The sequence below is a fragment of the Sinorhizobium prairiense genome, from assembly GCF_029201645.2.
In the GTDB taxonomy this organism is placed as follows: Bacteria; Pseudomonadota; Alphaproteobacteria; order Rhizobiales; family Rhizobiaceae; genus Sinorhizobium; species Sinorhizobium meliloti_A.
This window is the reverse complement of sequence record NZ_CP104133.1, coordinates 1,216,568-1,240,936: the sequence shown is the minus strand read 5'-3', so window position 1 is coordinate 1,240,936 and position 24,369 is coordinate 1,216,568. Positions and strand designations below refer to the sequence as shown.

Below are 24,369 nucleotides of genomic sequence, written 5' to 3'. Positions count from 1 at the left end.
TCTTTTCCGGTGCTATTGCGCCGCTACCACTTCGACTTCCATGAGCCAGGCCGAATCGAAAATGCCGGTGATCACCACCGTCATCGCCGGCGCCAGCGAGCCGAGATAGTCGTTGCGGATTTCACGGTTTGCCACGACATGCTGCCTGTCGGCGAGATAGGTCGTGACCTTGACGATGTCGGTCTTGGACATGCCGGCCGCCTTGAGCTGCGCATCGACGTTCAGCCAGACCTGGCGCGCCTGCGCTTCGAAACCTTCCGGCACGACGTCATCCGACGTCACCGGAATTTGGCCGCTGACGAAAAGCATCCGCCGGAAATCCTCGACGCTGACAGCCTGCGAATAACCGCCGCGCGGCTGCGGTGCATTCAGGGCATTGATGTTGTCGCGTTTCATCTCGGGACCTCTCGTCACATTCTGAACAGTCCGAAGCGCGTCTCCTCGATCGGCGCGTTCAAAGCCGCCGACAGAGACAGCGCCAGCACGTCGCGGCTCTTGCGCGGATCGATCACGCCGTCATCCCAAAGCCTTGCCGATGCATAGAGCGGATGGCTCTGCCGTTCGAACAGATCGAGCACCGGCTGGCGAAAGCGTGCCTCCTCCTCTTCGCTCCACGGTTTCCCCGACCGCCTCAAGGCTTCGCCGCGCACCGAGGAGAGGACGCCTGCCGCCTGTTCGCCGCCCATGACCGAAATGCGGCTGTTCGGCCACGTCCAGAGAAACCGCGGCGAGAAGGCGCGCCCGCACATCCCGTAATTGCCCGCCCCGAACGAGCCACCGACCAGCATGGTGATCTTCGGCACTTTCACGGTGGCCACTGCGGTCACCAGCTTGGCGCCGTGCTTGGCAATTCCCTCCGTCTCGTATTTGCGGCCGACCATGAAGCCGGTGATGTTCTGCAGAAAGACCAGCGGAATCCTGCGCTGGGCGCAGAGCTCCACGAAATGGGCGCCCTTGACGGCCGATTCCGAGAAGAGCACGCCATTATTGGCGACGATGCCGACGGGAATTCCGTGGACATGGGCGAAACCGCAAACGAGCGTGGTGCCGAAGCGCGCCTTGAACTCGTCGAAACGGGAACCGTCGACAAGCCGGGCGACCACCTCTCGGATCTCGTAGGGCGTCTTGAGGTCGGCGGGGACGATGCCGGCGATTTCCTCCGGGTCATAGAGTGGCGGCTCCGGCTCGATGCGCTCGACCGGCCACGGCTTCTCACGGTTCAAGGCCGAAACCGCCCGGCGCGCCAAGGCCAGCGCATGCCCATCGTCGCGCGCAAGGTGATCGGCAACGCCCGAAAGACGCGTGTGGACGTCCGCGCCGCCAAGGTCTTCGGCCGAGACTATCTCGCCGGTCGCCGCGCGAACGAGCGGCGGCCCTGCGAGAAAGATGGTGCCCTGCTTTTCGACGATGATCGCTTCGTCGGACATGGCCGGCACATAGGCGCCCCCCGCCGTGCAGGATCCCATGACCACCGCGATCTGGGGGATGCCGGCCGCCGACATGTTGGCCTGGTTGTAGAAGATGCGGCCGAAATGGTCCCGGTCCGGAAAGACCTCGTCCTGGTTCGGCAGGTTCGCGCCGCCGGAGTCGACAAGATAGACGCAGGGGAGCCGGTTCTCCGCCGCGATCTCCTGCGCGCGCAAATGCTTCTTGACCGTCAGCGGATAATAGGTGCCGCCTTTGACCGTCGGATCGTTGCAGACGATCATGCACTCGCGGCCGGAAATCCGGCCAATGCCGGTGATCAGGCCCGCGCCCGGCGCATCGTCGTTGTACATTCCATGTGCGGCGGTCGCTCCGACCTCCAGAAAAGGCGTGCCCGGATCGATGAGAGTAGCGAGCCGATCCCGCGGCAGGAGCTTGCCGCGGCTGACGTGGCGCTCGCGCGCCGTCTCGCCGCCACCGGCTGCGGCCAGGCGCACCGCGTCCTCGACCGTCGCGATGGCCTCCGTCATGGCCGCGCGGTTCGCCTTGAACTCCTCCGAGGACGGCGAAATATGCGAACGCAATACTGTCATGCTCCCCCCAAGCGTTACCTATTCGGCCTATTTCGTTTCGGCGAAGAGCTCCCGTCCGATCAGCATGCGACGGATCTCGCTCGTGCCCGCACCGATCTCGTACAGCTTGGCGTCGCGTAGCAGCCGGCCTGCCGGATAATCGTTGGTGTAGCCGTTGCCACCCAGCGCCTGTATCGCCTCCAGCGCCATGGCCGTCGCCTTTTCCGCCGCATAGAGAATACAGCCGGCCGCGTCCTTGCGCGCAGTCTCACCACGGTCGCAAGCGGCCGCCACGGCATAGACATAGGCCCGCGCGGCATTCATCGTCACATACATGTCGGCAAGCTTTCCCTGCATCAACTGGAACTCGCCGATCGGTTGCCCGAACTGCTTGCGCTCATGGAGATAGGGGACGACGACATCGAGGCAAGCGGCCATGATCCCGAGCGGTCCGGCAGAAAGCACGACCCGCTCGTAATCGAGGCCGGACATCAGCACCTTGACGCCCTCGCCTACGCCGCCGAGCACGTTTTCCTCCGGCACCTCGCAATCCGTGAAGATGAGTTCCGACGTGTTCGATCCGCGCATGCCGAGCTTGTCGAGCTTCTGGCCGGCCGAAAAGCCGGGGAATGCCTTTTCCACCAGGAAAGCGGTGATGCCGCGCGGTCCGGCTGCCGGATCGGTCTTGGCGTAGACGACCAGGACATCGGCGTCAGGGCCATTGGTGATCCACATTTTGCTGCCGTTCAGGACGTAACGGTCGCCGCGCTTGTCGGCCCTGAGTTTCATCGAAACGACATCGGAGCCGGCGCCGGGCTCGGACATGGCAAGCGCCCCGACATGCTCGCCTGAAATGAGCTTCGGCAGATATCTGCTCTTCTGTGCCGGTTTGCCGTTGCGGTTGATCTGATTGACGCAGAGATTGGAGTGGGCGCCGTAGCTCAGGCCCACCGAAGCCGAGGCGCGGCTGATCTCTTCCATCGCCACGCAATGGGCGAGATAGCCGAGTCCCGCACCGCCATGAGCCTCGTCGGCGGTAACGCCGAGCAGGCCGATCTCCCCCATCTCCCGCCAGAGCGACATCGGAAAGGCGTTTTTGCGATCCACATCGTCCGCAAGCGGCGCGATTCGCTCCGCTGCGAAGCGGCGCACGCTCTCGCGCAGCGCATCGATCTCCTCGCCAAGCGCGAAGTTCAATCCAGCTTCAAACATTTCCATCTCCTCCCGACGCCCGCTCCACGATCTCCCCATCGCCGAGCAGAGGTGAGCCGCTGCGGTGTGTCGCCGCACGTCCACCGTCGCGAACGATAACATCGCCGCCGGCTAATTTCCTTCCAAAGAGCCGGCGTGCCAAGCACGATCTGCAAAGACCGCGGCGGGCATTGCGAAATGCAACCTTAAAGACGGGCGAGGCCTGCAAGCGCCTCGCGGACGATCTCCGCGAGCGGTTGGGCGACGTCTACGGCGACCGTCCTCACCTCCCCTGTCGGATCCTCGAGCGTCGCAAGCTGCGTCTGCAGCAAAGAGGACGGCATGAAATGCCCTGTGCGGTGGTGCATCCGCTCCGCAAGCACGGAACTCGCTGCCGTGGAGGAAGACGAAGGCCAGGCCGCCGGGTGTACTTTCGCGAAGCTTGTCCCTGTAGCTGCGCTTGAGGGCGGAGCAGGAAACGACGACGGGCTCCCGGCTCGCCAGCTGCTCTCCGATCGCAGCGAGCCACGGCCAGCGGTCGTCGTCGGTGAGCGGAATCCCCTCGGACATTTTCCTGATGTTTTCCGGAGGATGGAGCGCGTCGCCTTCGATGAAGGGATATCCGCAAGCTTCGGAGATCGCCTCCCCCACCGACGATTTGCCGCTGCCGGAGACGCCCATGACGACGATCGAGCCGGCAAAGCGCCGTGGCGGGGTTGCTTCTGATTTGGACTCAACACTCATTGTCGCAGGCTTCCACTCATTACTGATGTTCCCTTAAATCCTATCCGATTCGACGACAACGTTCCGGTACATGAATGCAGCCACTTGCCCCTTGGTGCGGCAAGTTCTCTGCCGACCGGCGTTTCGAACCCGACAATCATTGGAAACTTGCGTTTTGCCACAGAAAGCGACGCGTGCTGATTGCATCGCGGCGTTCATTCAAGCAAACTTATATGCCATAAGCTGAATCGAACTCGCGAGGAGACTACCAGATGAACAAAAAGGATCCTAACCCGATCGATGCCTTTGTCGGCTCGCGTGTTCGCATGCGCAGGCTGATGATAGGTCTGAGCCAGGAAAAGCTCGCCGACGGGCTCGGCATCACCTTTCAGCAAGTCCAGAAATACGAAAAAGGCACCAACCGCATCGGCGCCAGCCGGTTGCAGGCGATCGCCGACATACTCGGTGTTCATCCGAGCTTTTTCTTCCAGCAGGACGAGGGCAGCGCCCAATCGGGCAGGCCCGCTGCAGATGTTCACGAATCCCAGGAGATTTCATCCTTCGTCGCCTCGAAGGAGGGTATCGCACTCAACCGGGCCTTCCTGAAGATCACCGACCCGGTGCTTCGCAAGAAGATCATCTCTCTCGTCGCGGCGATGGCGCAGACGCCCGAGTCGGATCAGACCCCCGCCCAATCCGGAACCCGCCATGCGGAATCACTTCATGGCTGAAGATCGCCATGAACATGGCTGTCCATGAAGACGATTGGCGGCGGACAGGCTGCCTCCGCCGTTTCCAAATCCACTGAGGCGGAATGAAAGTCGTATTCGTTGGCCCGACCGTTCCGGATGCTGTGCGGTTGGCCGGCGATACGCTGACGGTCCGCCCGCCTGCCAGGCAGGGCGATGTTCTCCGGGCGGTGCACGACGGCGCTGCGGCCATCGGCCTGATCGACGGCAACTTCGAACATGTCGCCCCCGTTTGGCACAAGGAAATTCTCTTCGCCCTTTCCCAGGGCGTGGCCGTCTTCGGCGCAGCGAGCATGGGTGCTCTGCGCGCGGCCGAATGCGCCGATTTCGGAATGGCCGGCATCGGCGAGATCTTTCGCCAATATGCAAGCGGCGAGGCCGAAGACGATTCCGACGTAGCACTGCTCCACGCTCCCGAGGAACTCGGCTACGCGCCGCTGACCATTCCCCTCGTCAATGTCAGAGCCACCCTCCGCCGGCTCCTGGAACTGCGATCGTTGTCGGTCGAAGATGCCGCTGGCGTCGAGGAAGCCGCCTCCTCCTTGTTCTACAAGGAACGGAGCTGGGGTGCGATCGCTGCGCGCGCCCGGCTGATAACGAACGGCGATGCACTGATCGGGAAGCTGCGAGCGGGCTATGTGGATCAGAAGCGGGCCGACGGCCTCGAGCTTCTGGAAACGCTGCGCAGCCACACAGGCGAACGACAGCACGCGAAATGCCAATGGACGTTCCATGCGACCAGCCTCTGGGCGAGAGCGCTTGACCCGTTGCCGACTTCCACAAATGAACCTGCCTGAATTTACGCCAGACCGGCGGCCATCTGCTTAACATTTAGGCATACCGGTATATCGCAAAATATTTAGGCATATCTATATTGCGGAAATTGCTGCATCGCATCATGATACGGCATGACCCATCGCGACCTCACCATTCTTGTGATTGACGAGAACGCCATCCGCGCCTCGATCATCGAGGAAGGATTGCGCGAAGCAGGACACGGCAAGGTCACCGTGATCGAGGAGGTTCACGGCGTCGCCCGGGTCATCGAGACGCTCCGCCCGGACGTGATCGTCATAGACATCGAAAACCCCAACCGGGACATGATGGAACATCTTTTCCAGCTGACCCGCACGGTCGGCCGCCCGATCGCGATGTTCGTGGACCGCTCCGACACGGCCTCTATCGAGGCGGCCGTCGAGGCAGGCGTCTCGGCCTATATCGTCGACGGATTGAAGAAGGAGCGCGTCAAGCCGATCCTCGACATGGCCGTCAGCCGCTTCAAGGCCTTCAGCCGGCTTCAGCGTGAACTGGCGGAGGCCAAATCCGCACTCGAAGAGCGCAAGCTCGTCGAGCGCGCCAAAGGCATTCTCATGAAAATGCGCAGTCTTTCCGAAGAGGAAGCCTTCGCGCTGCTGCGTCAGACGGCGATGAACGAGAAGAAAAAGATTTCGGAGATCGCGCAAAGCGTCGTGACCGCCGCCGGATTGCTGATCCGGTGACCGGCCGCTCTTCTGCTGCGGCACCTCGGGAGACACCGGAGTGAACATATTGACGAACAAAAGTGAATTCACCGGCAAGAAGCTCGCCGCCGGCGGCGCCATGCCGGCGCCAGGTCGCATCCGGCACGAGGGATCGCGCACCGTCCGCGCAGGATTCATCCCCTCGTGGACGCGGCCGTGCTCATCGCCGCCGCCGAATTCGGCTTTGCGCAGCGCGAAGGCGTCACCCTCGAGCTCGTCAAGGACGTCTCCTGGGCGAATGTACGTGACAGGCTTGCCTTTCGACAGTTCGACGTGGCCCACATGCTTTCACCCATGCCGGTTGCCGCCATGCTCGGCCTCGGCTCCAATCCGTCGCCGACGATTGCGCCCTTTTCCCTCGGACGCGGCGGCAACGCGATCACGCTGTCGACGCGGCTCTACGGGCTCATGCAGGAGGCAGGAGGGCTCGGCGCAGGCGAGGATGCATTGAAGAATGCCAAGGCCCTGGCGGCGGTCATCCGCAGCGCGGAGGCAGCCGGCAAGCCGCCGCTGACGCTCGGCGTCACCTACCCCTTCTCGTCCCATAACTACGAGTTCCGCTACTGGCTCGCGGCCGGCGGCATCGATCCCGACCGCGACGTCAAGCTGGTCGTGGTGCCGCCGCCAATGACCTCCGACGCGCTGGCTGCGGGCGCGATCGACGGCTTTTGCGTCGGTGCGCCCTGGAACATGGTCGCATCCGAACGCGGCGTCGGCCGCATCGTCGCGACCAAGCAGGACATCTGGCCCTCCGCACCGGAAAAGGTCATCGGCATGCGTCCCGAATGGGCGGAAGCCAACAGGGAGACGGTCTCGCGCCTGATTGTCGCGCTCGACCGCGCCGCCCGCTGGTCGGACGAGCCGGGCAATCGCGGCCGCCTTGCGGAAGTGCTGGCAGAGGAACGTCACGTGGCAGCACCGGCCGACATCATCCGCCGGGTGCTTGCGGGCGAATTCGCAATTGACCCGGGAAGAAACCGCCGCGTCGTCGAGAACTATCTCGTCTTCCACGCAGACTTTGCCAACTTCCCGCGTCCCAGCCAGGCGCTCTGGACCTACAGTCAGATGGTGCGCTGGGGACAGACATCCTTGTCGAGGCAGGGAATTGGCGCGGCCAGCTCCGCCTATCGTCCGGACCTCTATCGCGAGGCGCTGGGCAAGGATGCCTTGCCGGCCGACGCGGACGGCAGGCTCGAAGGAGCAACCGACGGCGATCGTTTCATGGACGGCCACGTCTTCGATCCGGGCAGGATCGACGACTATATCAGGTCCTTTACCGTCGGGCGCAAAGGCGGGGTGCAGCACCCGGGCGATGATATCTGAGCTAAGGCCCGTTGACGGCTGCTGCGAGATGGATAATGGCGTTGAAGCTCTGGTCGGTTTTGTCGGCACGCAGGGCGATGCGCTTGAATTCATTGAGTACCGAGCGTGCGCGTCTCATAAGACGCGCGGCGCTGTAGGAGGCGTATCGGAGGACGGCAATCTCTCCTTTTGCCTCATCCCTGTGCTCGTCACAGGGATGAGAGCAGCGCCGCGTCTGCGGCGCGGGAAGGGTTCTTTCAGCCCAAGGACTTGGTCTGGCTGGATTCCTGTGACGAGCACAGGAATGAGGAAAATCAAACAGGCGGCGGCGGGTGGCCCGAATCTCAACAGGCTTCAGGAAGGTATCGGAGGACTGCAATCTCTCCTTTTGCCTCATCCCTGTGCTCGTCACAGGGATCCAGCAGCGCCGCGTCTGCGGCGCGGGAGGCGTTCTTTCAGCCCAAGGACTTGGTCTGGCTGGATTCCTGTGACGAGCACAGGAATGAGGAAATCGAACAAGCGGCGGCGGGTGGCACACTTAGAGAATTTCGGTGGCGTCGCAGTAATTCTCGCCTCCCTTCGGTCGTGACCTCGGGCTTCTTCCGGCGTCAATCCCCGGGCGCGGTCACCATCCTCGTGTCTGGCCCGGGCTTGGCCCGAGAATCCACATGCGAGCCTGACAAAGACGGAGCGCTCACATCAGCCGTCAAACGTGTAGTCCTCGATCGATTGCTGCTTCATTTCGATCGAGAAGCCGGGCCGCTCGGGCGGCATGTAAGCGGCGTTGCGGATCACGCACGGATCCAGGAAATGTTCGTGCAGGTGGTCGACATATTCGATCACCCGCCCGTCCTTCGTGCCGGAAACGGCAACGTAATCGATCATGGAAAGGTGCTGCACATATTCGCAGAGGCCGACGCCGCCGGCGTGCGGCCAGACGGGCAGTCCGTATTTGGCGGCGATCAGCAGCACCGCCAGCACCTCGTTCAGGCCACCCATACGGCAGGAATCGATCTGCACGATGTCGATCGCGCCCTCGGCGATGAACTGCTTGAACATGATGCGGTTCTGGCACATCTCGCCGGTCGCGACCTTGACCGGGCCGATCGCCTCGCGGATCTTGCGGTGTCCGGCGACGTCGTCCGGGCTCGTCGGCTCCTCGATGAAGAAGGGCTTGGCAAAGGCGAGCTTTTGCACCCATTCGATTGCCTCGCCCACTTCCCAGACCTGGTTCGCATCGATCATCAGGTACCTGTCGGGGCCGATCACTTCGCGGGCAATCCTCAGCCGGCGGATGTCGTCGTCGAGGTCACGCCCGACCTTCATCTTGATGTGGTCGAAACCTGCGTCGACCGCCTCCTGCGCAAGCCGCCGGAGCTTTTCGTCGTCGTAGCCGAGCCAGCCTGCAGACGTGGTGTAGCAGGGGTAGCCCTCCTTCTCGAGCCTGGCGATCCGCTCGGCCTTGCCGGGCTCGGCCCGCCGCAGGATCTCGACCGCCTCGTCGCGGGTGAGAACATCCGTCAAGTAGCGGTAATCGACGATGTCGGCGATCTCTTCCGCCGACATGTCGGCGACGAGACGCCACACCGGTTTGCCGGCATCCTTTGCGAGAAGATCCCAGACGGCGTTGACGATGGCCCCGGTCGCAAGATGGATCGCGCCCTTTTCCGGGCCGATCCAGCGCAGCTGGCTGTCGCTCGTCAGGTGACGCCAGAAGTGGCCGGGATGTTTCAAAATGCCGCCGATGTCCTGGCCCACCACGAGATGCCGCATGGCCTGGATCGCCATGCAGCATATGTCGTTGCCGCGCCCTATGGTGAAGGTGAGGCCGTGACCCGCCAGCCCCGGCCGATCCGTGTCGAGGATGACGTAAGCCGCCGAATAGTCCGGATCCGGGTTCATGGCGTCCGAGCCGTCGAGGCTCGCCGAGGTCGGAAAACGAAGGTCGAAGACGCGAAGGTCGGTGATGCGGGTCATGTTTGCTCCAATGGACCTACAGCGCCGCGCGCCTTTTCGGACGCGCGGAGAACACGGTGGCACTTTGATGCTGCCTGTTCGTGTCCTTCAGTCGAATAGGACCGAAGGAAACATGCGAGTAGCTCAGGTGTCGGCGCGAACGCGCTGCTTCTGGCTGCCGAGGCCCTCTATGCCGAGTTCGACGATGTCGCCGGCCTTCAGATAGCGCGGCGGCTTCATGCCCATGCCGACGCCCGGCGGCGTGCCCGTCGAGATGATATCACCGGGACGCAGCGACATGAACTGCGAGAGATAAGAGACGAGATAGGCGGCGCCGTAGACCATCGTCTTGGTCGAGCCGTCCTGCATCGTCTCGCCGTTGACCTTCAGCCACATTGCGAGATCCTGCGGGTCCGCCACCTCGTCCTTGGTGACGAGCCACGGTCCGGTCGGCCCGAAGGTGTCGCAGGACTTGCCCTTCGTCCACTGACCGTGACGTTCCGTCTGGAAAGCGCGTTCGGAGACATCGTGGACCGTGCAATAGCCGGCGACGTAGTCGAGCGCCTCGGCTTCGCTCACATATTTCGCTGTCTTCCCGATGACGATGCCGAGTTCCACTTCCCAGTCGGTCTTCTCCGAACCCCGCGGCAGGATCAGATCGTCGTTCGGCCCGACGATGGCGGAGGTCGCCTTCATGAAGATGATCGGCTCCGGCGGCACGGTCGCGCCCGTCTCGGCAGCATGATCGGAATAGTTGAGGCCGATGCAGATGAACTTGCCCGTACCTGCGACGCAGGGACCAAGCCTCGGATTGCCGGACACGGCAGGCAGCGCCGCGACATCGAGCTTCGCGAGTTCTTCAAGCTTGCCGGGATCGAGCGCGCCTGCGGCGAGATCGGGAACGTGGCCGGAAATATCGCGGATGATGCCGTCGGAACCGAGGAGACCCGGCTTTTCCTGGCCCGGTTCGCCATAACGAAGAAATTTCATGTGCTTTTTCCCTGATGAAGCGTTCAAATGGTCCAGCCGCCGTCGATGGCGTAGGCCTGGCCGGAGGTGTAGGTGGCGCCGGCGAGATAGACGGCGAGGTCGGCGATCTCTTCGGGCGTGCCGAGGCGGCCCATCGGCTGGCGGGAGATAAAGGCCGCGCGCGCCGTTTCGTAGTCTCCCTGTGCTCGCATGCGGCTTTCGAGCGACGGGCTTTCGACCGTTCCCGGGCAGATCGCATTGCAGCGAATTCCGTCGCCCACATAATCCGCCGCAACAGCTTTCGTCAGTCCGATGACGGCTGCCTTGGTCACACCATAGGCGAAGCGGTTCGGCACGCCTTTGATGCTGGAGGCCACCGAGGCCATATTGACGATCGACCCGTCCTTGCGGGCGATCATGCCGGGCAGCACCGCGCGGATGGTGCGGATCATCGACTTGACGTTGAGGTCGAAGGCGAAATCGAGGTCCTCGTCCTTCATCGTCAGGACCGAGCCTGCATGCACGAAACCGGCGCAGTTGAAGAGCACGTCCACGGCCCCGATCTCTGCGACCAGCGCTTCGACCGCAGCGGTGTCGAGGACGTCCAGCCTGTGGGTGCTGATGCCCGCCTCGCCTTCGAGGCTGCCGACAACGTCCGCATTGATATCGGTCGCATGGACCTTGGCACCGGCCCTGGCGAAGGCAAGTGCGGTTGCGCGTCCTATGCCCTGCGCCGCAGCTGTGACGAGGACGACCTTTCCGGCAAGGCTCGCTGTCATTGAATGGTTCCCTCAAGTTTGCGTTCGACGATCAGAATGTGATCCGCGGCAAGAACGACCTCGCCGCGCTGGTTGATGACCTCGCACCGCTCGATGACCCGGCCGGCCCTCGGGCGCTTCGGATCGTCTTCCTTGGCGGCGATGGTGACGCGGGTGCGGATCGTATCGCCGATATGGACAGGGCGGACGAATCGCAGACGGTCGTAACCGTAAGAGAAGGCGACCGGGTTGATCAAGGAGGCGGTGAGCCCGACGCCGATCGAGAAGATCATCGTGCCGTGGGCAATGCGCTGGCCGCCGGGCAGCGTTTTGGCGAACTCCGCGTCCATGTGGTGCGGGAAGAAATCACCCGTATGCCCGGCGTGGACGACGAAGTCCGTTTCCGTGATCGTGCGTCCGCTCGTCAGCCGCACTTGGCCCTGTTCGTAGTCCTCGTAGTAGATCGTCTGCTCGCTCATTTCACTTTTCCGATGGAAGCGCTGCGATCGGCGTTGCCGGGCGCGCGCTCGATTGATAGGCGGCCTCCACCAGGGCCATCGTCCGCCATGCGTCCTCGACCGACCCGATGAGTTCATCGTCCTCGCCGCAGGCATGGCGTTGCAGATTGGCCATCCGGTTGGCGAAGGCGTCGGGGAACCACGAACCTTCAAGCGGCACCGAAATCCATTCGCTGTCCCCCGAGGGACGAATCCACAGCTCGTCCGGCTCCCCGCGCGGATAGTCGAGATTGACGCCGAGCTTGACATAGGCGGCACCCCTCGTCCCGCAGATGCGGAATTCACAGGCCTGGAACCTCCGCCCGAAATCGTGGTCGTGGTTGACGGAAAGCACGCAGCGCACGGCATCGCCGTAATCGAGGATCGCGGCGGTGCGGGTTTGAGCCACCTCGTGGTTCGGATGGCCGATGGTCTTGGCGTGAACACCCTGGGGATCGCCTAGGAGACTGCGCACGAGGTCCAGGTAGTGGATGGAATGCATCGCGATCTCGATGCGCGGCAGTCCCTTCAGGAACGGCCAGAGCCCCCAGGGCGTCGCAAGCGCCAGCCAGGCGTCGAAATCGACAACCTCGCCGAGATAGCCCCTGGCGATCGCGTCCTTGAGCGCGAGCATCATCGGCGCGAAGCGAAGCTGAAAGTTCACCGCCGCCCTGATGTTCCGCTCACGGCAGATTTCGAGAATCCCGGTCGCCGCCGCAAGATCGCTGCCCATCGGCTTCTGTATCAGCGCGAAGGAGCCCTTCGGCAGTTTCGAGAGAATCGAGGCGTGCGCGGCCGGCGGCGTCGCGAGATCGAAGATCGCGTTCTCCGCCGAAAGAGCCTCCCCTTCGCTCGTAAACGCGCTGACATCCCATTGCCGTGCGAGCGCCGCCGCCTTCTCCGCATCCGGATCGAAGATGCCGGCCACCGGGAAGCCTGCGTTTCTGTAGGCCGGAAGATGGGCGTCGCCGACGATGCTGCCCGCACCGAAGATGACGATGGGGCGTGGCGTAGCCGGCTTCGGCCACCATTGCCGCAGCGACGAGGGATCGAACGTCTCAGTCATGGTGGAAGACTTCCTCCATCATAGCCCACCACTCGCCTTGCCTGCGGCTTTCGAGAGGCTTCTGACAGGGCATGCACACCGACCACCATTCCTGGTTTGTCGGATGTGCCGCCATTTTCGCCATGTCGGCTTCGAAGTCCTCCCCGACATATTCCCAGTAGCCGAAGAGAAGATTTTCCGGCTCCTTCAGGAAGATCGAGTAATTGGTGATGTTGCACTCGCTGATCAGCGCGAGAATCTCCGGCCAGACGGCCGCATGCAGCCGCTTGTATTCCGCCACTTTCGGCGGTTCGAGCCCGATCACCATTCCCATTCTCTGCATGACCGTTCCCTTCTACCGGCGGAACTCGCGGGTGAACTCGGCGACCGAGCGCGCCTGGACAGCCTCCCAATCCCAGGCGATGCCAATGCCCGGATCGGAAGGCGCGATCGCCCTGCCCTCCCGGATCTCCATTCCCTTTTGCGTCAGATCGTCGAGCTGCGGAATGTATTCCACATATTTCCCGTTGGGCACCGCGCAAACGAGGCTCACATGCAGTTCCATCAGGAAATGCGGGCAGACAGGAATGTCGAAGGCCTCCGCCGCGTGGGCCACTTTCAGCCAAGGGGTGATGCCGCCGATCCGCGCCACGTCCACCTGGACGATCGAGCAGGCGCCCTTTTGCATATATTCGCGAAAATGGCGGATGGAATAGATGGACTCGCCGACGGCGATCGGCGTCGGCGTCGATCGCGTCAGGCGGATGTGACCGTCGAGATCGTCGGCCGGCAGCGGTTCCTCGATCCAGGCGAGATCGAGTTCGCGGAGCCGGGCGGCGCGGCGGATCGCCTCGTCGACGGTGAAGCCCTGATTGCAATCCGTCATGATTTCGAAGCCGTCGCCAAGTGCTGCGCGCATGGCCGAGAGCCGATCGTAATCCTCCGCCCCGCTCGGCTTGCCGATCTTGACCTTCGATCCGGAGAAGCCCCTGGCCTTCGCCTGCAACGCGTCGTCGACGAGGGCCTGCTTTTCGATGTGCAGCCAGCCCCCCTCGGTGGTGTAGAGCGGGCAGCTTTCCTTCGCGCCACCCGCCAGTTTCCAGAGCGGCAGCTTCTGCTTCTTCGCACGCAGATCCCATAGCGCCGTATCGACGGCGGCGAGCGCCAAGGCCGTGATGGCGCCGATGGTCGTCGCATGCGTCGCAAACTCCATCTTGTGCCAAAGCGCCTCGATGCAGTCCGCGTCTTCCCCGAGCAGGATTGGAACCAGATGATCGGAGAGCAGCCGCATGACGGACGATCCGCCTGTTCCGATCGTGTAGCTGTAGCCGGTGCCGGTCGCACCGTCCGCATCCGTGATCGTGACGATCGGCGTTTCCTGGCTCACGAAGCTCTGGATGGCGTCGGTCCGCTTGACCTTCGGCGGAAGATCCACCATCCGCAGTTCTATTTTCTCGATCCTTGCCATGTCAGCCTGCCAAAGCCTTTCCGGTCTCGCCGTCGAAGAGATGCGCCCGGGACAGATCGAGGCTCATGCGCACCGCCTCGCCTGGGCGCAGCGGCCGCGGGTTGAGCATCCGCGAGACCCAATCCCGCCCGTTGAACTGAGTGAAAACCAGGGTTTCGTTGCCCAGCGGTTCCGTGATCGTGACCGGAAGCTCGATCTCGTGGACGGCGTCCGCATCGCCCGCATGGAGGCCGTGCCCCGAAGGATAGACATCGTCCGGCCTAAGCCCGAAGGTCACTTTCTGGCCCTCGCGAACCGAGGAACGGAAGCGTGGCGGAAGCGGCAGGGTCGCTCCGCTTGCAAAGGCGATCTTTCCGTCCGTCAGGACCGCCTCCTCCATGTTCATCGGCGGCGAGCCGATGAAGCCGGCGACGAACTTGGTCGCCGGGCGGCGGAAGACATCCTCCGGCGTGCCCACCTGCTCGATATGCCCGTCGCGCATGATGACGATGCGGTCGGAGAGCGTCATCGCCTCCACCTGATCATGGGTGACGTAGATCATCGTCGCCTGCATGCGGGCGTGCAGTTTCTTGATCTCGGTGCGCACCTGGGTCCTGAGCTTCGCGTCGAGATTCGACAAAGGCTCATCGAACAGAAAGACGTCCGGCTGCCGCACGATCGCGCGTCCCATGGCGACGCGCTGGCGCTGGCCGCCCGACAGTTGCGAAGGGCGACGTTCGAGAAGATGGCCGAGATCGAGGATCGCCGCCGCCTCGGCAACGCGCGTCTTGATCTCTTCCGCCGGACGCCCGGCGATTTTCAGCGAGAAGCCCATATTCTCGGCAACCGTCATATGCGGGTAGAGTGCATAGGACTGAAAGACCATCGAGATGTTGCGCGCCCGCGGCGGCAGATCGTTGACCTTGCGCCCGCCGATCTCGATCGCGCCGCCGCTGACCTCCTCCAGCCCCGCGATCATGCGCAGCGTCGTCGACTTGCCGCAGCCCGAAGGTCCGACGAGCGCGATGAATTCGCGATCCTTCACTTCGAGATCGATGCCGTGCACGACTTCCAGAGCGCCGTAGCGCTTGACGAGTTTCTTGAGCGTAACGGGCGCCATGAACGATTATCCTTTCACCGCGCCGAAGGTCAGGCCCGAGACGAGGTGCTTCTGAATGATGAAGGTGAGGGTCAACGCGGGAACGATCATGACGACCGCAAGCGCGCACATGCCGCGCCAGTCGATGGTGAATTCGGCGGTGTAGTCGAGGAGCCCCACGGGCAAGGTCTTGGAATTGACGGAGCGGGTAATCTGCGAAGCGAGCGCATATTCGTTCCAGGACGTCAGGAAAGCGAAGATACCGGCCGACGCAATGCCCGGGCCGGCAAGCGGAAACTCCACCTGCCAGAAGGCCTGCCAAGGTGTGCAGCCGTCGATCTGCGCGGCTTCCGCGAGATCTTTCGGCACCTGGCGGAAGAATCCGTCGATCAGCCAGATCGTGAAGGGAACGTTGAGCGCGACATAGGTGAGGATCAGCGAGAAATGCGTATCTATGATGCCGGTGCGCGCATAGAGCATGAAGAGCGGCAGCGACAGCGCGATGCCCGGTACTGCGCGCGTCAGCATGAAGCCGAGGAAGATGGCCGACTTCGCCTTGAACCGGTAGCGCGCAAAGGCATAGCCGCCGGAAAGGCCGATCGCCAGGGCGATGACGGTGGAGGTGACCGATACGATGAGCGAATTGCGGAAATAGTCCCAGACCGGGACGCCCCCTGTCCAGCGCCCGAAAACATCGCCCGGTAGGCGTCGAACGAGAGCGTCTCCGGAATCCAGACCGGCGGCTTGGCCATGATCTCGACCGTCGGCCTCAGCGATGAAAGCACGATCCAGAGGCCCGGCAGGCAGATGACCAGCATGGCGAGAAAGAGCCCCACGAGGTGCGCCACCTTCAGCAACCGCCGCCGCAGGCGATGAGACGCGTTCGTATCCATTACCACTCGGCTCTGATCTGCTGGCGCGCCGCGGCGAGCTTGCGGAAGAAATAGACGGTGAAGACGATCGACAGCAGGATGGCGACATAGGCCATTGCGTTGGCCATCCCCATGCGGGCGTCGCCATAGGCGGTGCGTCCGATAAGCGTCCAGAGAAGTTCGGTGCGCTTTGCCGGGCCGCCATCCGTCATGATCTTGACGATGTCGTAGGCGCGCGCGACATCGAGCGAACGGATCGTCATCGCGATGAAGGCGAAGGGCATCAGATAGGGCCAGGTGACGTAGCGGAAGGTCTGCCAGGGCGTGCAGCCGTCGACATGGGCCGCCTCGACCGGATCCTTGGGCATGGCAAGCAGCCCGGCGAGAATGAGGATCGCGAAAACCGCGGTCGAAGACCAGACCTCTGCGACGATGATCGAGAAGAGCGCGAGATTGCCGTCGATCAGCCAGGGGATGGCACGGTCGGTGAGGCCCAGCGACTGCAGCGCGTTGTTGACGAAGCCGATATTGTCGTTGAACAGGAACTTGAACTGGAAGCCCACCAGCACCGGCGAGAACATCATCGGAAACATCATCGCGGTCCGCAACGCCCGCTGGCCGTAAGTCGCCTTGTTGACCAGCAGCGCCAAGCCAAGACCGAGGAACATCTCGGCGTTGAGCGCGACGGTGAGAAGGAGCACCGTCCGGCCGAACGCGACCCAGAACTCGGCATTGGTGAGGACGTTCATATAGTTGCGAAAACCGATGAAGACCCAAAGCGAGTCCGGCTTCGTCAGACGGAACGGGGTGAAACTCGAATAAAGCGAGAAGACGAGCGGCAGCACGATGAACACTGCCAGGACGATGAAGGCCGGAAGCAGCAGAAGCGTGGGTGCCGACAGTTTCGAGAGCTTCATCGGAGATCCTGGGAAGAGTTCACATGCGTGGCGGCGCCGAAACGGTCCGGCGCCGCCTTTCAATCGGGATCAGAGCTTGCCGGCGTCTTCGAGGATGCCGGTCGCCTTTTCGGCGGCCGCGTCGAGCGCTTCCTTCGACGTCTTGTCGCCGAGGATCGCTGCCTGCAGCTCCGGATAGACTGCGTTGGAGATCTCGATCCACTCAGCCGTCTGCGGCACCGGGAAAGCATGCTTGGCCGCTTCCTGGAACGCCTGCAGGACCTCGGTCTTGTAGGCGTCGCCTTCAGCGGCCTTGATGTTGTAGTCCCAGACGGCGCTTCGCGTCGGCAGCGGGCCGGCGGCGGATTCGAGCTTCTGGCTGTCCTCGTTCGTCAGCCACCAGACGAGCGAGGCGGCTGCTTCCTTGTCGGCGCAGGATTCGGTCACCGAGAAGCCGTGATGCCCGGACCAGCCGGTGCGCTTGCCGGAGGAGCCGGCCGGCTGAACCTTGACGCCGACATTGCCGGCGACCTTCGACGACTTCGGATCGTTGAAGAAGGATGCCCAGCCGGGCCAGTCGAGATTGACCGCGATCGAGCCCGAGGCGAAGCCCTGTCCGAGATCGTCCCAGAGATAGTTGGTGGTGCCCGGCGGTACCGCTTTGTCCTTGTAGAGCTTGACGAACCATTCGAGCGCGCGCACGCCCGCTTCCGAATTGAAGGCGGGGCGGCCGTCCTTGTCGAGATATTCCCCACCCTCGGCGACCAGCATTTCGTAGAAGCGGCCGTTGATCGCTTCCTCCTTGCCGGCAAACTGGGTGCCGTAGAAATTCGGCGGAGCGGCGAAGAATTCTGCCTGGTCGCTCACCTGAGCCCAGGTGTCCGGCGGCGCGAGGTCATAGCCGTATTTGGCCTTGAATTCGGTCTTCTTCGCCTCGTCCTGGTATAGGCTCTTTTGGAAATAGAGCGCGGAGACGTCGAACTGCGCCCGCGGCAGCATGACGAGCTTGCCGTCGAGCGTCGAGGCGTCGATTACGGCCGGCACGAATTTGGCCACTTCCTCGGAAGGGATGAGGCCGAAAAGGTCCGCATAGATGTCCGGATATTGCGGCGCGAAGGAAGAGTGATTCGAACCGACGCACCAGGTGAGGCCGCCGGTGGCGATATCGGACTTGATCTCCTTGTCCAGTTCGAAGTGGTTCTTCTTCGACAGGATGTTGACCTTAGCGCCGGTCGCCTTCTCCCATTCGCCGATGCGCTCATAGAGTTTCTCGTACTGCTGTCCACCGATCAGCTTGGCGTCGATGGTCACGCCTTCGAACTTGCCGGGCAGGTCCGCGGCATTTGCCGCCCCCATTGCGCAAGCAAGCATGATCACTCCGGCCGATACGCCGGAAAGCAGCCTGTTCATTGTATTTCCTCCGCTGAACACGCCCTTCTCCAGGAGCATGAGTCCTCATCCGTGAGAAACTAATTTATATACAAACGATAAATTTATGGATGGTCAAGGGCCATTCCCTTCCGTCTTCCGCTTTTCATGCGTATATGGAGAGGAATATTCATCTGGGAGAGACGCGGATGGACAATGAAGAGTCCGACAAGTATCGCGCGCCGGCACTCGACAAGGGCCTGGACATACTGGAGCTGCTTGCCAGCGTCGACGGCGGCCTCACGCAGGCTGAGATTTCGAAGAGGCTGAACCGCAGTCCGAACGAGTTCTACCGCATGCTCGACCGTCTCGTGCGCCGCGGCTACGTGACCCGTATCGACGGCGATCTCTATTCGCTGACCCTGAAACTCTTCGGATTGGCGCAGTTGCATGCGCCCGTGCGCCGGCTCGCCTCCTTCGCCACGCCGCTGATGCGCGAGCTCGCCCAGCGGTCCAAGCAGGCCAACCAACTCGCCGTCTTCGACCGCGGCTCGGCCGTCGTGATCGCGCAGCAGGAGGCGCCGGACTATTGGGGCATTTCGATCCGGGTGGGCTCGCATATCAGCCTGTTCGACACCGGATCGGGCCACGTGCTGCTTGCTTTCCGTTCGCCGGAGGAACGGGAAATGATGATCTCCGAACATGTGCGCAGCAGGGACGAGATCAACCTCACCCCGGAATTCTACGCCCGTCTCGACCAGATCCGCGAGCGCGGCTACGAGATGATGGCAAGTGCCCAGACCGCCGGTGTCTACAACCTCTCCGCCCCGATCCTTGGGCCCGACGGACGCAGCATCGCAGCGCTCACCTGCCCCTATATCTCCCTGGTCAACAATCCTTCGGCCCCTGATATCACCGAGACCATATCGCTCCTGCTCAAGACCGCATCGCAGCTCTCGGCGCTCGCCGGAGCCGATGTCGCGCAGGGTTGATCCGCATCGGAAAAACAGACTTCCTATTTGAACGAAGAGGAGGAGCAGCCTTGATCATCGACACGCATCTGCATCTGATCGACAAATCGGCGCTAAACTATCCGTGGCTCGCCGGCGTTCCCGCGCTCAATCGCGATTTTCTCTACTCGACCTATGCGGCGGAGGCAAAGCGCGTGGGCATTGCCGCCTCGCTGCATATGGAAGTGGACGTCGACCCGGCTGAGATCGAACTCGAAACGCGCGAGGTCGCGCGTCGTGCGGGTGAGCCCGGAAGCCTCCTCAAAGGCGCAATTGCCGCCTGCCGCCCGGAAGAGGAAGGCTTCGCCGCCTATCTCGCGCGGCAGGAGGAAAACGCCTTCGTCAAGGGTTTCAGGCGGGTGCTGCACGTCGTTGCCGACGATCTCTCCGAGCAATCTCTCTTTCGCCAAAACATCAAGCGGCTCTCCGGCACCCGCTTCACCTTCGATCTCTGCGTCCTGCCGCATCAGATTCCGAAAGCCATGGCACTCGCCGACCTCGCGCCCGACGTTCAGTTCATTCTCGACCATTGCGGCGTTCCCGACATAAAGGGTCACGCGGAGCATCCCTGGCGCGATCATATGACCGAGATCGCCCGCCGCCCGAATGTCGTCGCCAAGATCTCCGGAGTGGTCGCCTATGCGGAGGAAGATTGGGCGCTCGCCTCCATCCGTCCCTATGTCGAGCACACCATCGGAGTCTTCGGATGGGACCGCGTCGTCTGGGGCAGCGACTGGCCGGTCTGCACCCTCGGCGGCAACCTCTCCACCTGGGTCGCGGCCACCCAGGCTCTCATCGAAGGCTGCAGTCCCGAGGAACGGAGGAAGCTGCTCTCCGGCAATGCGCGGCGGATCTGGAACCTGCCCTGACCATTCTCTCCCTTGCTCCCTCACCCCTGTGCTTGTCACACCGCAATGAGGGCGTGCGGGAGACGCCGTCATGATGCGGCGCGTTGCCGTTCCAGCGTCTCGAAATGGTCGGCGATCTCCTTGCCGGTTGCGATCCAAACGTCGCCTTTTGCCTGAACGTGACGCAGGAAGTCGCGAAGGAGGTGCCAGCGCATCGGACGGCCGGACACTTGCGGGTGCAGGACGAGCGTCGTGACGCCGCCCCAGGCATGGGTGGCCTCGAATTCGTCGATCCAGAGCGAAAGGACGGCTTCGCGGCCGAAGAGCGGTCGCGCGCTCGAGCGGCTGGACATCCCGAAATTCCAGTCGTCGAATGCGAAATTGACCGGAATCTCCACCGGGCCTGGCACGCCGTCCGCCGACGCGTGCCGGTAGGGCAGGATGTCGTCGCGAAATGAGCTGGAATAGCGGATGCCCGATTTGGCAAGATAGGCGATGAGCTCGGGAAAGTTCTCTCCCGAGGGCGCGCGATAACCGACGGGACGGATGCCGAATGCCCGCTGCAGCGCCTCGAAGCCGCGGTCGATCTCCTCGAACGTCTCGTCCAGCCGATCGCGATCCGGCATCTTGTGAAGATAGCCGTGGTGACCGATCTCGTGTCCGGCCGCGACAATCTTCTCGCAGGCCGCGGGATGGGCAAGCGCCGTCCATCCGGGCGTGAAGAACGTCGCCTTCATCGCCAGCTCGTCCATCAGTTCGACGATCCTGGCAATGCCGACGCGCGCATCGTAGCCGCCATGGGAGGTGGTCACCATCCGATCGACATTCGAAGGATTGTTGCCGATCCATGCGGTTTCGGCATCCACGTCGAAGCCGATGAAGACGGCGCTCTTCGCGCCGTTCGGCCAGGTCAGCGCCGGCGTTTGCGGCGCCGGATTGAGCGGACGGGGCGTCAGGTCGTAGGTCATGACGAAATCCTCAGCAGAAAACGAGACGCTTGTCGCCGTCGCCGGCAAGCAGGGGCTCCAGAGCGCGGCAATCCTCGACGTGTTCGACCTCGGCGAGCATCCGCCAGAGCCCGTCCGCCTGCTCCGTTTCGATGCTCATCGCGGCGAGCTCTCCGAACTTGGCGCGGATGGCGGCGGGGCGCATCGGCCTTTCGGCGGAGCCGGTCGCGCGGGGCACCATTCGTGCCAGACGAGCGCCGTCCTTGAAGAGAAGCGTGACGACCGGCTCGTCGAGCGGCTGCATCTCATCGTCCACCGTGAGCAGCACGCGCTCCATGACGGCCCGCAGGCGGGGATCGGCACGCCGGTCGGCGGCATAGGCCTGGAGCCCGGCCGTCAGGTACACGCAGCGTGCCGCAAGCGCATAGGGCAGGCTCATCTGCGTGGGCGCCATGGCACCGTTCTCCCGGGCGCCGCACATTCCCATCAGCATGGCGCTCAACCGCAGCTCGATCCGCTCGATCTCAGCTGCATCACGGCCCGTTTCCGAAAGCAGGTCGTCCAGCGCATCGATCGCCGAATGGGCGCCCCGGCAGGAGGCGTAAGGTTTGAGGACCGCACGCCTCACCTTCCAGTCGTCGCCGAGTCTTTCGCATAGCTTCTGCGGCTCGCAGACATCCTTGTTGAACGACCGGAAAAAGCCGCCCCAGACGTCGTCGAAGACCCTGGAGGGGCCGGCGAGGCCCTCCCCGCCAACCGCGCCGCGAGCAGCCCGCCCTCGGCCGCGCGGCCGGCATGGACCTTCTTCGCCTGCGATCCGTCATGGATGAAGGCCCAGAGGCCGGATGAGAAGCTGGTGGCGAGCGTGATCGCATCGCGCGTGGCACGATCATCGAAACGGGAAAGCCTGGCCACGGCCGCCGCAGCCGCAAGCGTCCCGCAGGTGCCCGTGGAATGCCAGCCGAGCCCGTTGTGGCTGTCGTATCCGCCCGCCGCTTCGAGGACGCGCCGGCCGGTCTCGTAGCCCGCGACCACACTGGCGATGAGCTCCCTGCCCGTCACCGGGCGCTTCGCCTCGGCAATCGCGGCCAGAACGGCGGGAATGACGACGGCGCCCGAATGGTCGCACCCGCCGGAATCGTCGAGTTCGAAAGCGTGGGCCGCGACCCCGTTTATGAGCGCGGCCTCACGCGCTGCCGCGCGATCGCCGGTGCCCCAGATCAGCGCGCTACCGGGCACACCGGCGGCCCTGCGGGCTATGCCGGCTTCCGCCGAGCGGGCGCCAGCCAGTGCCGCGCCGATCGTGTCCGCGATGTGGACTTTGGTCTTTTTGACGACATCGGCTGGAAGCGCTTCGAACTTAAGGGCTGCAAGAAAGGATGCCAGCCTGTCGACCGGCGCGTCGGCGGCAACGCGGGGCATGGAACTGCTCATGGTTTGTCGAGAATCGGTCGGCGACGGCGCATTTTGCGGCCCGGCCTGTTCGGCGGGGCCGCAACGCGGCGGATTACTTCACCGCTTCGCCATTGACGTAAATGCCATCGAGCAAGGTGCCCTCGAGGCCGTATTTGGCGAAAATCGCCTTGTACTCGCCTGATTCCATCAGGGCCTTCAGCGCTGCGGCATAGGCGTCGCGCAGTTCCGTGTCCTTCTTGGCAAAACCGATGCCCTGATAGACCACGGTGAAGGGCTCACCCACGACGGCGTAGGTGTCCTTCTCGAGATCCATCAGATAGGGCAGAGTTTCGGAACCCTGGACGGCGGCGTCGAGCCGGCCTTGCTTGAGCTGGGCGCGGGCATCGGCGGAGCCTTCCGTACCGACGACCTTGATGGCCGGCAGCCCCTTGGCTTCGCAATTGGCAGCACTCCATTTCGCCGTCTCGTCCGGGAAAGAGGTGCGACGGCTCATGCCGACGGTCTTGCCGCAGAAATCGGCGAGCGTCTTGAACTCGTCCTTGCGGGCGAAGGACGTGTAGAACTGCGCGCCGGATTTCATGTAATCGATGAAATCGAGCGTATCCCGGCGCTTCGGAAGATCGCTCATGCCGCTATGGATAAGGTCGACGCGGCCGGTCTGAAGCGACGAGATCATCTGCTCGAAGCCGATATTCGACCACTCGACCGTGGTGCCGAGCTCTTTGGCGAGCGCAACGCCGAGGTCGATGTCGACACCCTTAAGCTCGTTGGTCGCCGGGTCGACATATTCCATCGGCGGATAGTTCGGCTGGTTGGCGACGACGACCTTGCCGGCCGACTTCACCCGCTCGGGCAGGCCGGCGGCACTGGCGGAGGTTGCGGCGAGGCATGCGACCGTGAGCGCTGCGATATGCTTGTTCATGTGGTTCCCCATCTTGTCCTGGTTCGAGCCGGCGGCTTCGTCTGCCGCCGTTTTTCTGTTCCTCAGCTGTGAACGGCTTTGATGAACTCCGCCGTTCGGGCGCTTTTCGGGGTGCTGAGAACCTCCGATGCCAAGCCTGTTTCGACCACCTTGCCGGTCTCCATGAAGGTGACGGTATTCGCCACGTTGCGGGCGAAGCCGAGCTCATGGGTGACGACGATCATCGTCATGCCGGAGGCGGCAAGGTCCCGCATCACATCGAGCACTTCCGACACCAGTTCAGGGTCGAGCGCCGATGTGGGTTCGTCGAAGAGAATGAGGTCCGGCCGCATGCCCATGGCGCGGGCGATCGCGACGCGCTGCTGCTGGCCCCCGGAAAGCTCGGAAGGGTAATGGTTCGCCTTGTCCGCGAGGCCCACCCGCTCCAGCAATGCCGAGGCCCTGTCGCGCGCTTCCTTTACCGGCTCGCCGAGCACCTGCACCGGGCCCTCTGTGATGTTTTCCAGGGCGGTCTTGTGCGGGAACAGGTTGAAGCGCTGAAAGACCATGCCGATCCGCCGCCGCTGGCGCGAAATCTCCGCATCGCTGATCTCGTGGAGATTGTTGCCGTCGCGGCGGTAGCCGATCAGTTCGTCCTCGACCCAGATCGCTCCGCCGTCCATCCGCTCCAAAAGATTGATGCAGCGCAGAAGCGTGCTCTTGCCCGAGCCCGAGGGACCGATGATGCAGCTCACCTCCCCGCGGGCGACGTCCAGGCTGACCTTGTCGAGAGCGCGGAACGTGCCGTAGTTCTTCGTGACGTCGATAGCCTTGACGAGAATATCCTGGTTCATGACC

The 24,369-nt window shown here is 63.1% G+C and carries 21 protein-coding genes and 4 pseudogenes; 6 read left to right on the top strand and 19 right to left on the bottom strand.

What is annotated here, in order from left to right; all coding sequences use genetic code 11:
- Positions 1 to 12: 12 nt before the first annotated feature.
- From N0Q91_RS29160 to N0Q91_RS29145, 4 genes and pseudogenes are all read right to left on the bottom strand, one after another.
- Positions 13 to 396 (bottom strand): RidA family protein, encoded by a 384-nt coding sequence (locus N0Q91_RS29160; RefSeq protein WP_100670781.1) that lies wholly within the window; start codon positions 394 to 396, stop codon positions 13 to 15.
- 14 nt (positions 397 to 410) lie between these two features.
- The gene (locus N0Q91_RS29155) at positions 411 to 2,018 is read right to left on the bottom strand and encodes a carboxyl transferase domain-containing protein (protein WP_275598963.1); all 1,608 of its coding nucleotides are present in this window, start codon (positions 2,016 to 2,018) and stop codon (positions 411 to 413) included.
- Positions 2,019 to 2,045: 27 nt separating this feature from the next.
- Positions 2,046 to 3,209, bottom strand: a complete 1,164-nt coding sequence (locus N0Q91_RS29150; protein WP_275598962.1) for an isovaleryl-CoA dehydrogenase — start codon at positions 3,207 to 3,209, stop codon at positions 2,046 to 2,048.
- Positions 3,210 to 3,394: 185 nt separating this feature from the next.
- Positions 3,395 to 3,932: pseudogene (locus N0Q91_RS29145) on the bottom strand (gluconokinase).
- 251 nt (positions 3,933 to 4,183) lie between these two features.
- Between N0Q91_RS29145 and N0Q91_RS29140 the strand changes: the two are divergent.
- The 4 genes and pseudogenes from N0Q91_RS29140 (at position 4,184) to N0Q91_RS29125 (ending at position 7,503) form a co-directional block, all read left to right on the top strand.
- Positions 4,184 to 4,642, top strand: coding sequence for a helix-turn-helix domain-containing protein (locus N0Q91_RS29140; protein WP_275598961.1), 459 nt, complete (start codon positions 4,184 to 4,186; stop codon positions 4,640 to 4,642).
- An 83-nt stretch (positions 4,643 to 4,725) separates the two neighbouring features.
- The gene (locus tag N0Q91_RS29135) at positions 4,726 to 5,457 is read left to right on the top strand and encodes a TfuA-like protein (RefSeq protein ID WP_275598960.1); all 732 of its coding nucleotides are present in this window, start codon (positions 4,726 to 4,728) and stop codon (positions 5,455 to 5,457) included.
- Positions 5,458 to 5,568: 111 nt separating this feature from the next.
- Entirely contained in the window at positions 5,569 to 6,159 is a 591-nt protein-coding gene (locus tag N0Q91_RS29130) for an ANTAR domain-containing response regulator (protein WP_275598959.1), read from the top strand.
- A 40-nt stretch (positions 6,160 to 6,199) separates the two neighbouring features.
- Positions 6,200 to 7,503: pseudogene (locus tag N0Q91_RS29125) on the top strand (ABC transporter substrate-binding protein).
- Positions 7,504 to 8,181: 678 nt separating this feature from the next.
- Here N0Q91_RS29125 and N0Q91_RS29120 read toward each other — a convergent pair.
- The 11 genes and pseudogenes from N0Q91_RS29120 to N0Q91_RS29070 form a co-directional block, all read right to left on the bottom strand.
- A complete protein-coding gene (locus N0Q91_RS29120; RefSeq protein WP_275598958.1) occupies positions 8,182 to 9,459 on the bottom strand; it encodes an L-fuconate dehydratase in 1,278 nt (425 codons plus the stop codon).
- A 123-nt stretch (positions 9,460 to 9,582) separates the two neighbouring features.
- Positions 9,583 to 10,428 (bottom strand): fumarylacetoacetate hydrolase family protein, encoded by an 846-nt coding sequence (locus N0Q91_RS29115; RefSeq protein ID WP_275598957.1) that lies wholly within the window; start codon positions 10,426 to 10,428, stop codon positions 9,583 to 9,585.
- A gap of 23 nt (positions 10,429 to 10,451) precedes the next feature.
- A complete protein-coding gene (locus N0Q91_RS29110; RefSeq protein WP_275598956.1) occupies positions 10,452 to 11,186 on the bottom strand; it encodes an SDR family oxidoreductase in 735 nt (244 codons plus the stop codon).
- A complete protein-coding gene (locus N0Q91_RS29105) occupies positions 11,183 to 11,644 on the bottom strand; it encodes a MaoC/PaaZ C-terminal domain-containing protein (protein WP_275598955.1) in 462 nt (153 codons plus the stop codon). The genes N0Q91_RS29110 and N0Q91_RS29105 overlap by 4 nt, the downstream gene beginning before the upstream one ends.
- A 1-nt stretch (position 11,645) precedes the next feature.
- Positions 11,646 to 12,728 (bottom strand): Gfo/Idh/MocA family protein, encoded by a 1,083-nt coding sequence (locus N0Q91_RS29100; RefSeq protein ID WP_275598954.1) that lies wholly within the window; start codon positions 12,726 to 12,728, stop codon positions 11,646 to 11,648.
- The gene (locus N0Q91_RS29095; protein WP_275598953.1) at positions 12,721 to 13,050 is read right to left on the bottom strand and encodes an L-rhamnose mutarotase; all 330 of its coding nucleotides are present in this window, start codon (positions 13,048 to 13,050) and stop codon (positions 12,721 to 12,723) included. Before N0Q91_RS29095 ends, N0Q91_RS29100 begins: the two co-directional genes overlap by 8 nt.
- A gap of 12 nt (positions 13,051 to 13,062) precedes the next feature.
- On the bottom strand, positions 13,063 to 14,175 hold the full coding sequence (locus tag N0Q91_RS29090; protein WP_275598952.1) for a mandelate racemase/muconate lactonizing enzyme family protein: 1,113 nt from the start codon (positions 14,173 to 14,175) through the stop codon (positions 13,063 to 13,065).
- A gap of 1 nt (position 14,176) precedes the next feature.
- Positions 14,177 to 15,274 (bottom strand): ABC transporter ATP-binding protein, encoded by a 1,098-nt coding sequence (locus N0Q91_RS29085; RefSeq protein WP_275598951.1) that lies wholly within the window; start codon positions 15,272 to 15,274, stop codon positions 14,177 to 14,179.
- A 6-nt stretch (positions 15,275 to 15,280) separates the two neighbouring features.
- Positions 15,281 to 16,146: pseudogene (locus tag N0Q91_RS29080) on the bottom strand (carbohydrate ABC transporter permease).
- The gene (locus N0Q91_RS29075; protein WP_275598950.1) at positions 16,146 to 17,042 is read right to left on the bottom strand and encodes a carbohydrate ABC transporter permease; all 897 of its coding nucleotides are present in this window, start codon (positions 17,040 to 17,042) and stop codon (positions 16,146 to 16,148) included. The pseudogene N0Q91_RS29080 and the gene N0Q91_RS29075 overlap by 1 nt, the downstream one beginning before the upstream one ends.
- A gap of 69 nt (positions 17,043 to 17,111) precedes the next feature.
- Positions 17,112 to 18,431, bottom strand: a complete 1,320-nt coding sequence (locus tag N0Q91_RS29070) for an ABC transporter substrate-binding protein (protein WP_018097178.1) — start codon at positions 18,429 to 18,431, stop codon at positions 17,112 to 17,114.
- Between the two features lie 167 nt (positions 18,432 to 18,598).
- Here N0Q91_RS29070 and N0Q91_RS29065 point away from each other — a divergent pair, with 167 nt between their 5' ends.
- Together N0Q91_RS29065 and N0Q91_RS29060 are read left to right on the top strand one after the other, a co-directional pair.
- A complete protein-coding gene (locus N0Q91_RS29065) occupies positions 18,599 to 19,381 on the top strand; it encodes an IclR family transcriptional regulator (protein WP_010975556.1) in 783 nt (260 codons plus the stop codon).
- Between the two features lie 50 nt (positions 19,382 to 19,431).
- A complete protein-coding gene (locus tag N0Q91_RS29060; protein ID WP_275598949.1) occupies positions 19,432 to 20,268 on the top strand; it encodes an amidohydrolase family protein in 837 nt (278 codons plus the stop codon).
- 68 nt (positions 20,269 to 20,336) lie between these two features.
- Here the strand turns inward: N0Q91_RS29060 and N0Q91_RS29055 are convergent, their stop codons facing one another.
- The 4 genes and pseudogenes from N0Q91_RS29055 to N0Q91_RS29040 form a co-directional block, all read right to left on the bottom strand.
- A complete protein-coding gene (locus N0Q91_RS29055) occupies positions 20,337 to 21,215 on the bottom strand; it encodes a polysaccharide deacetylase family protein (RefSeq protein ID WP_275598948.1) in 879 nt (292 codons plus the stop codon).
- Positions 21,216 to 21,225: 10 nt separating this feature from the next.
- Positions 21,226 to 22,616: pseudogene (locus N0Q91_RS29050) on the bottom strand (MmgE/PrpD family protein).
- Positions 22,617 to 22,701: 85 nt separating this feature from the next.
- The gene (locus N0Q91_RS29045; RefSeq protein WP_275598947.1) at positions 22,702 to 23,532 is read right to left on the bottom strand and encodes an ABC transporter substrate-binding protein; all 831 of its coding nucleotides are present in this window, start codon (positions 23,530 to 23,532) and stop codon (positions 22,702 to 22,704) included.
- Between the two features lie 62 nt (positions 23,533 to 23,594).
- Positions 23,595 to 24,365: an amino acid ABC transporter ATP-binding protein gene (locus N0Q91_RS29040; protein ID WP_018097183.1), complete on the bottom strand. Its 771-nt coding sequence runs from the start codon at positions 24,363 to 24,365 to the stop codon at positions 23,595 to 23,597.
- Positions 24,366 to 24,369: the final 4 nt, after the last annotated feature.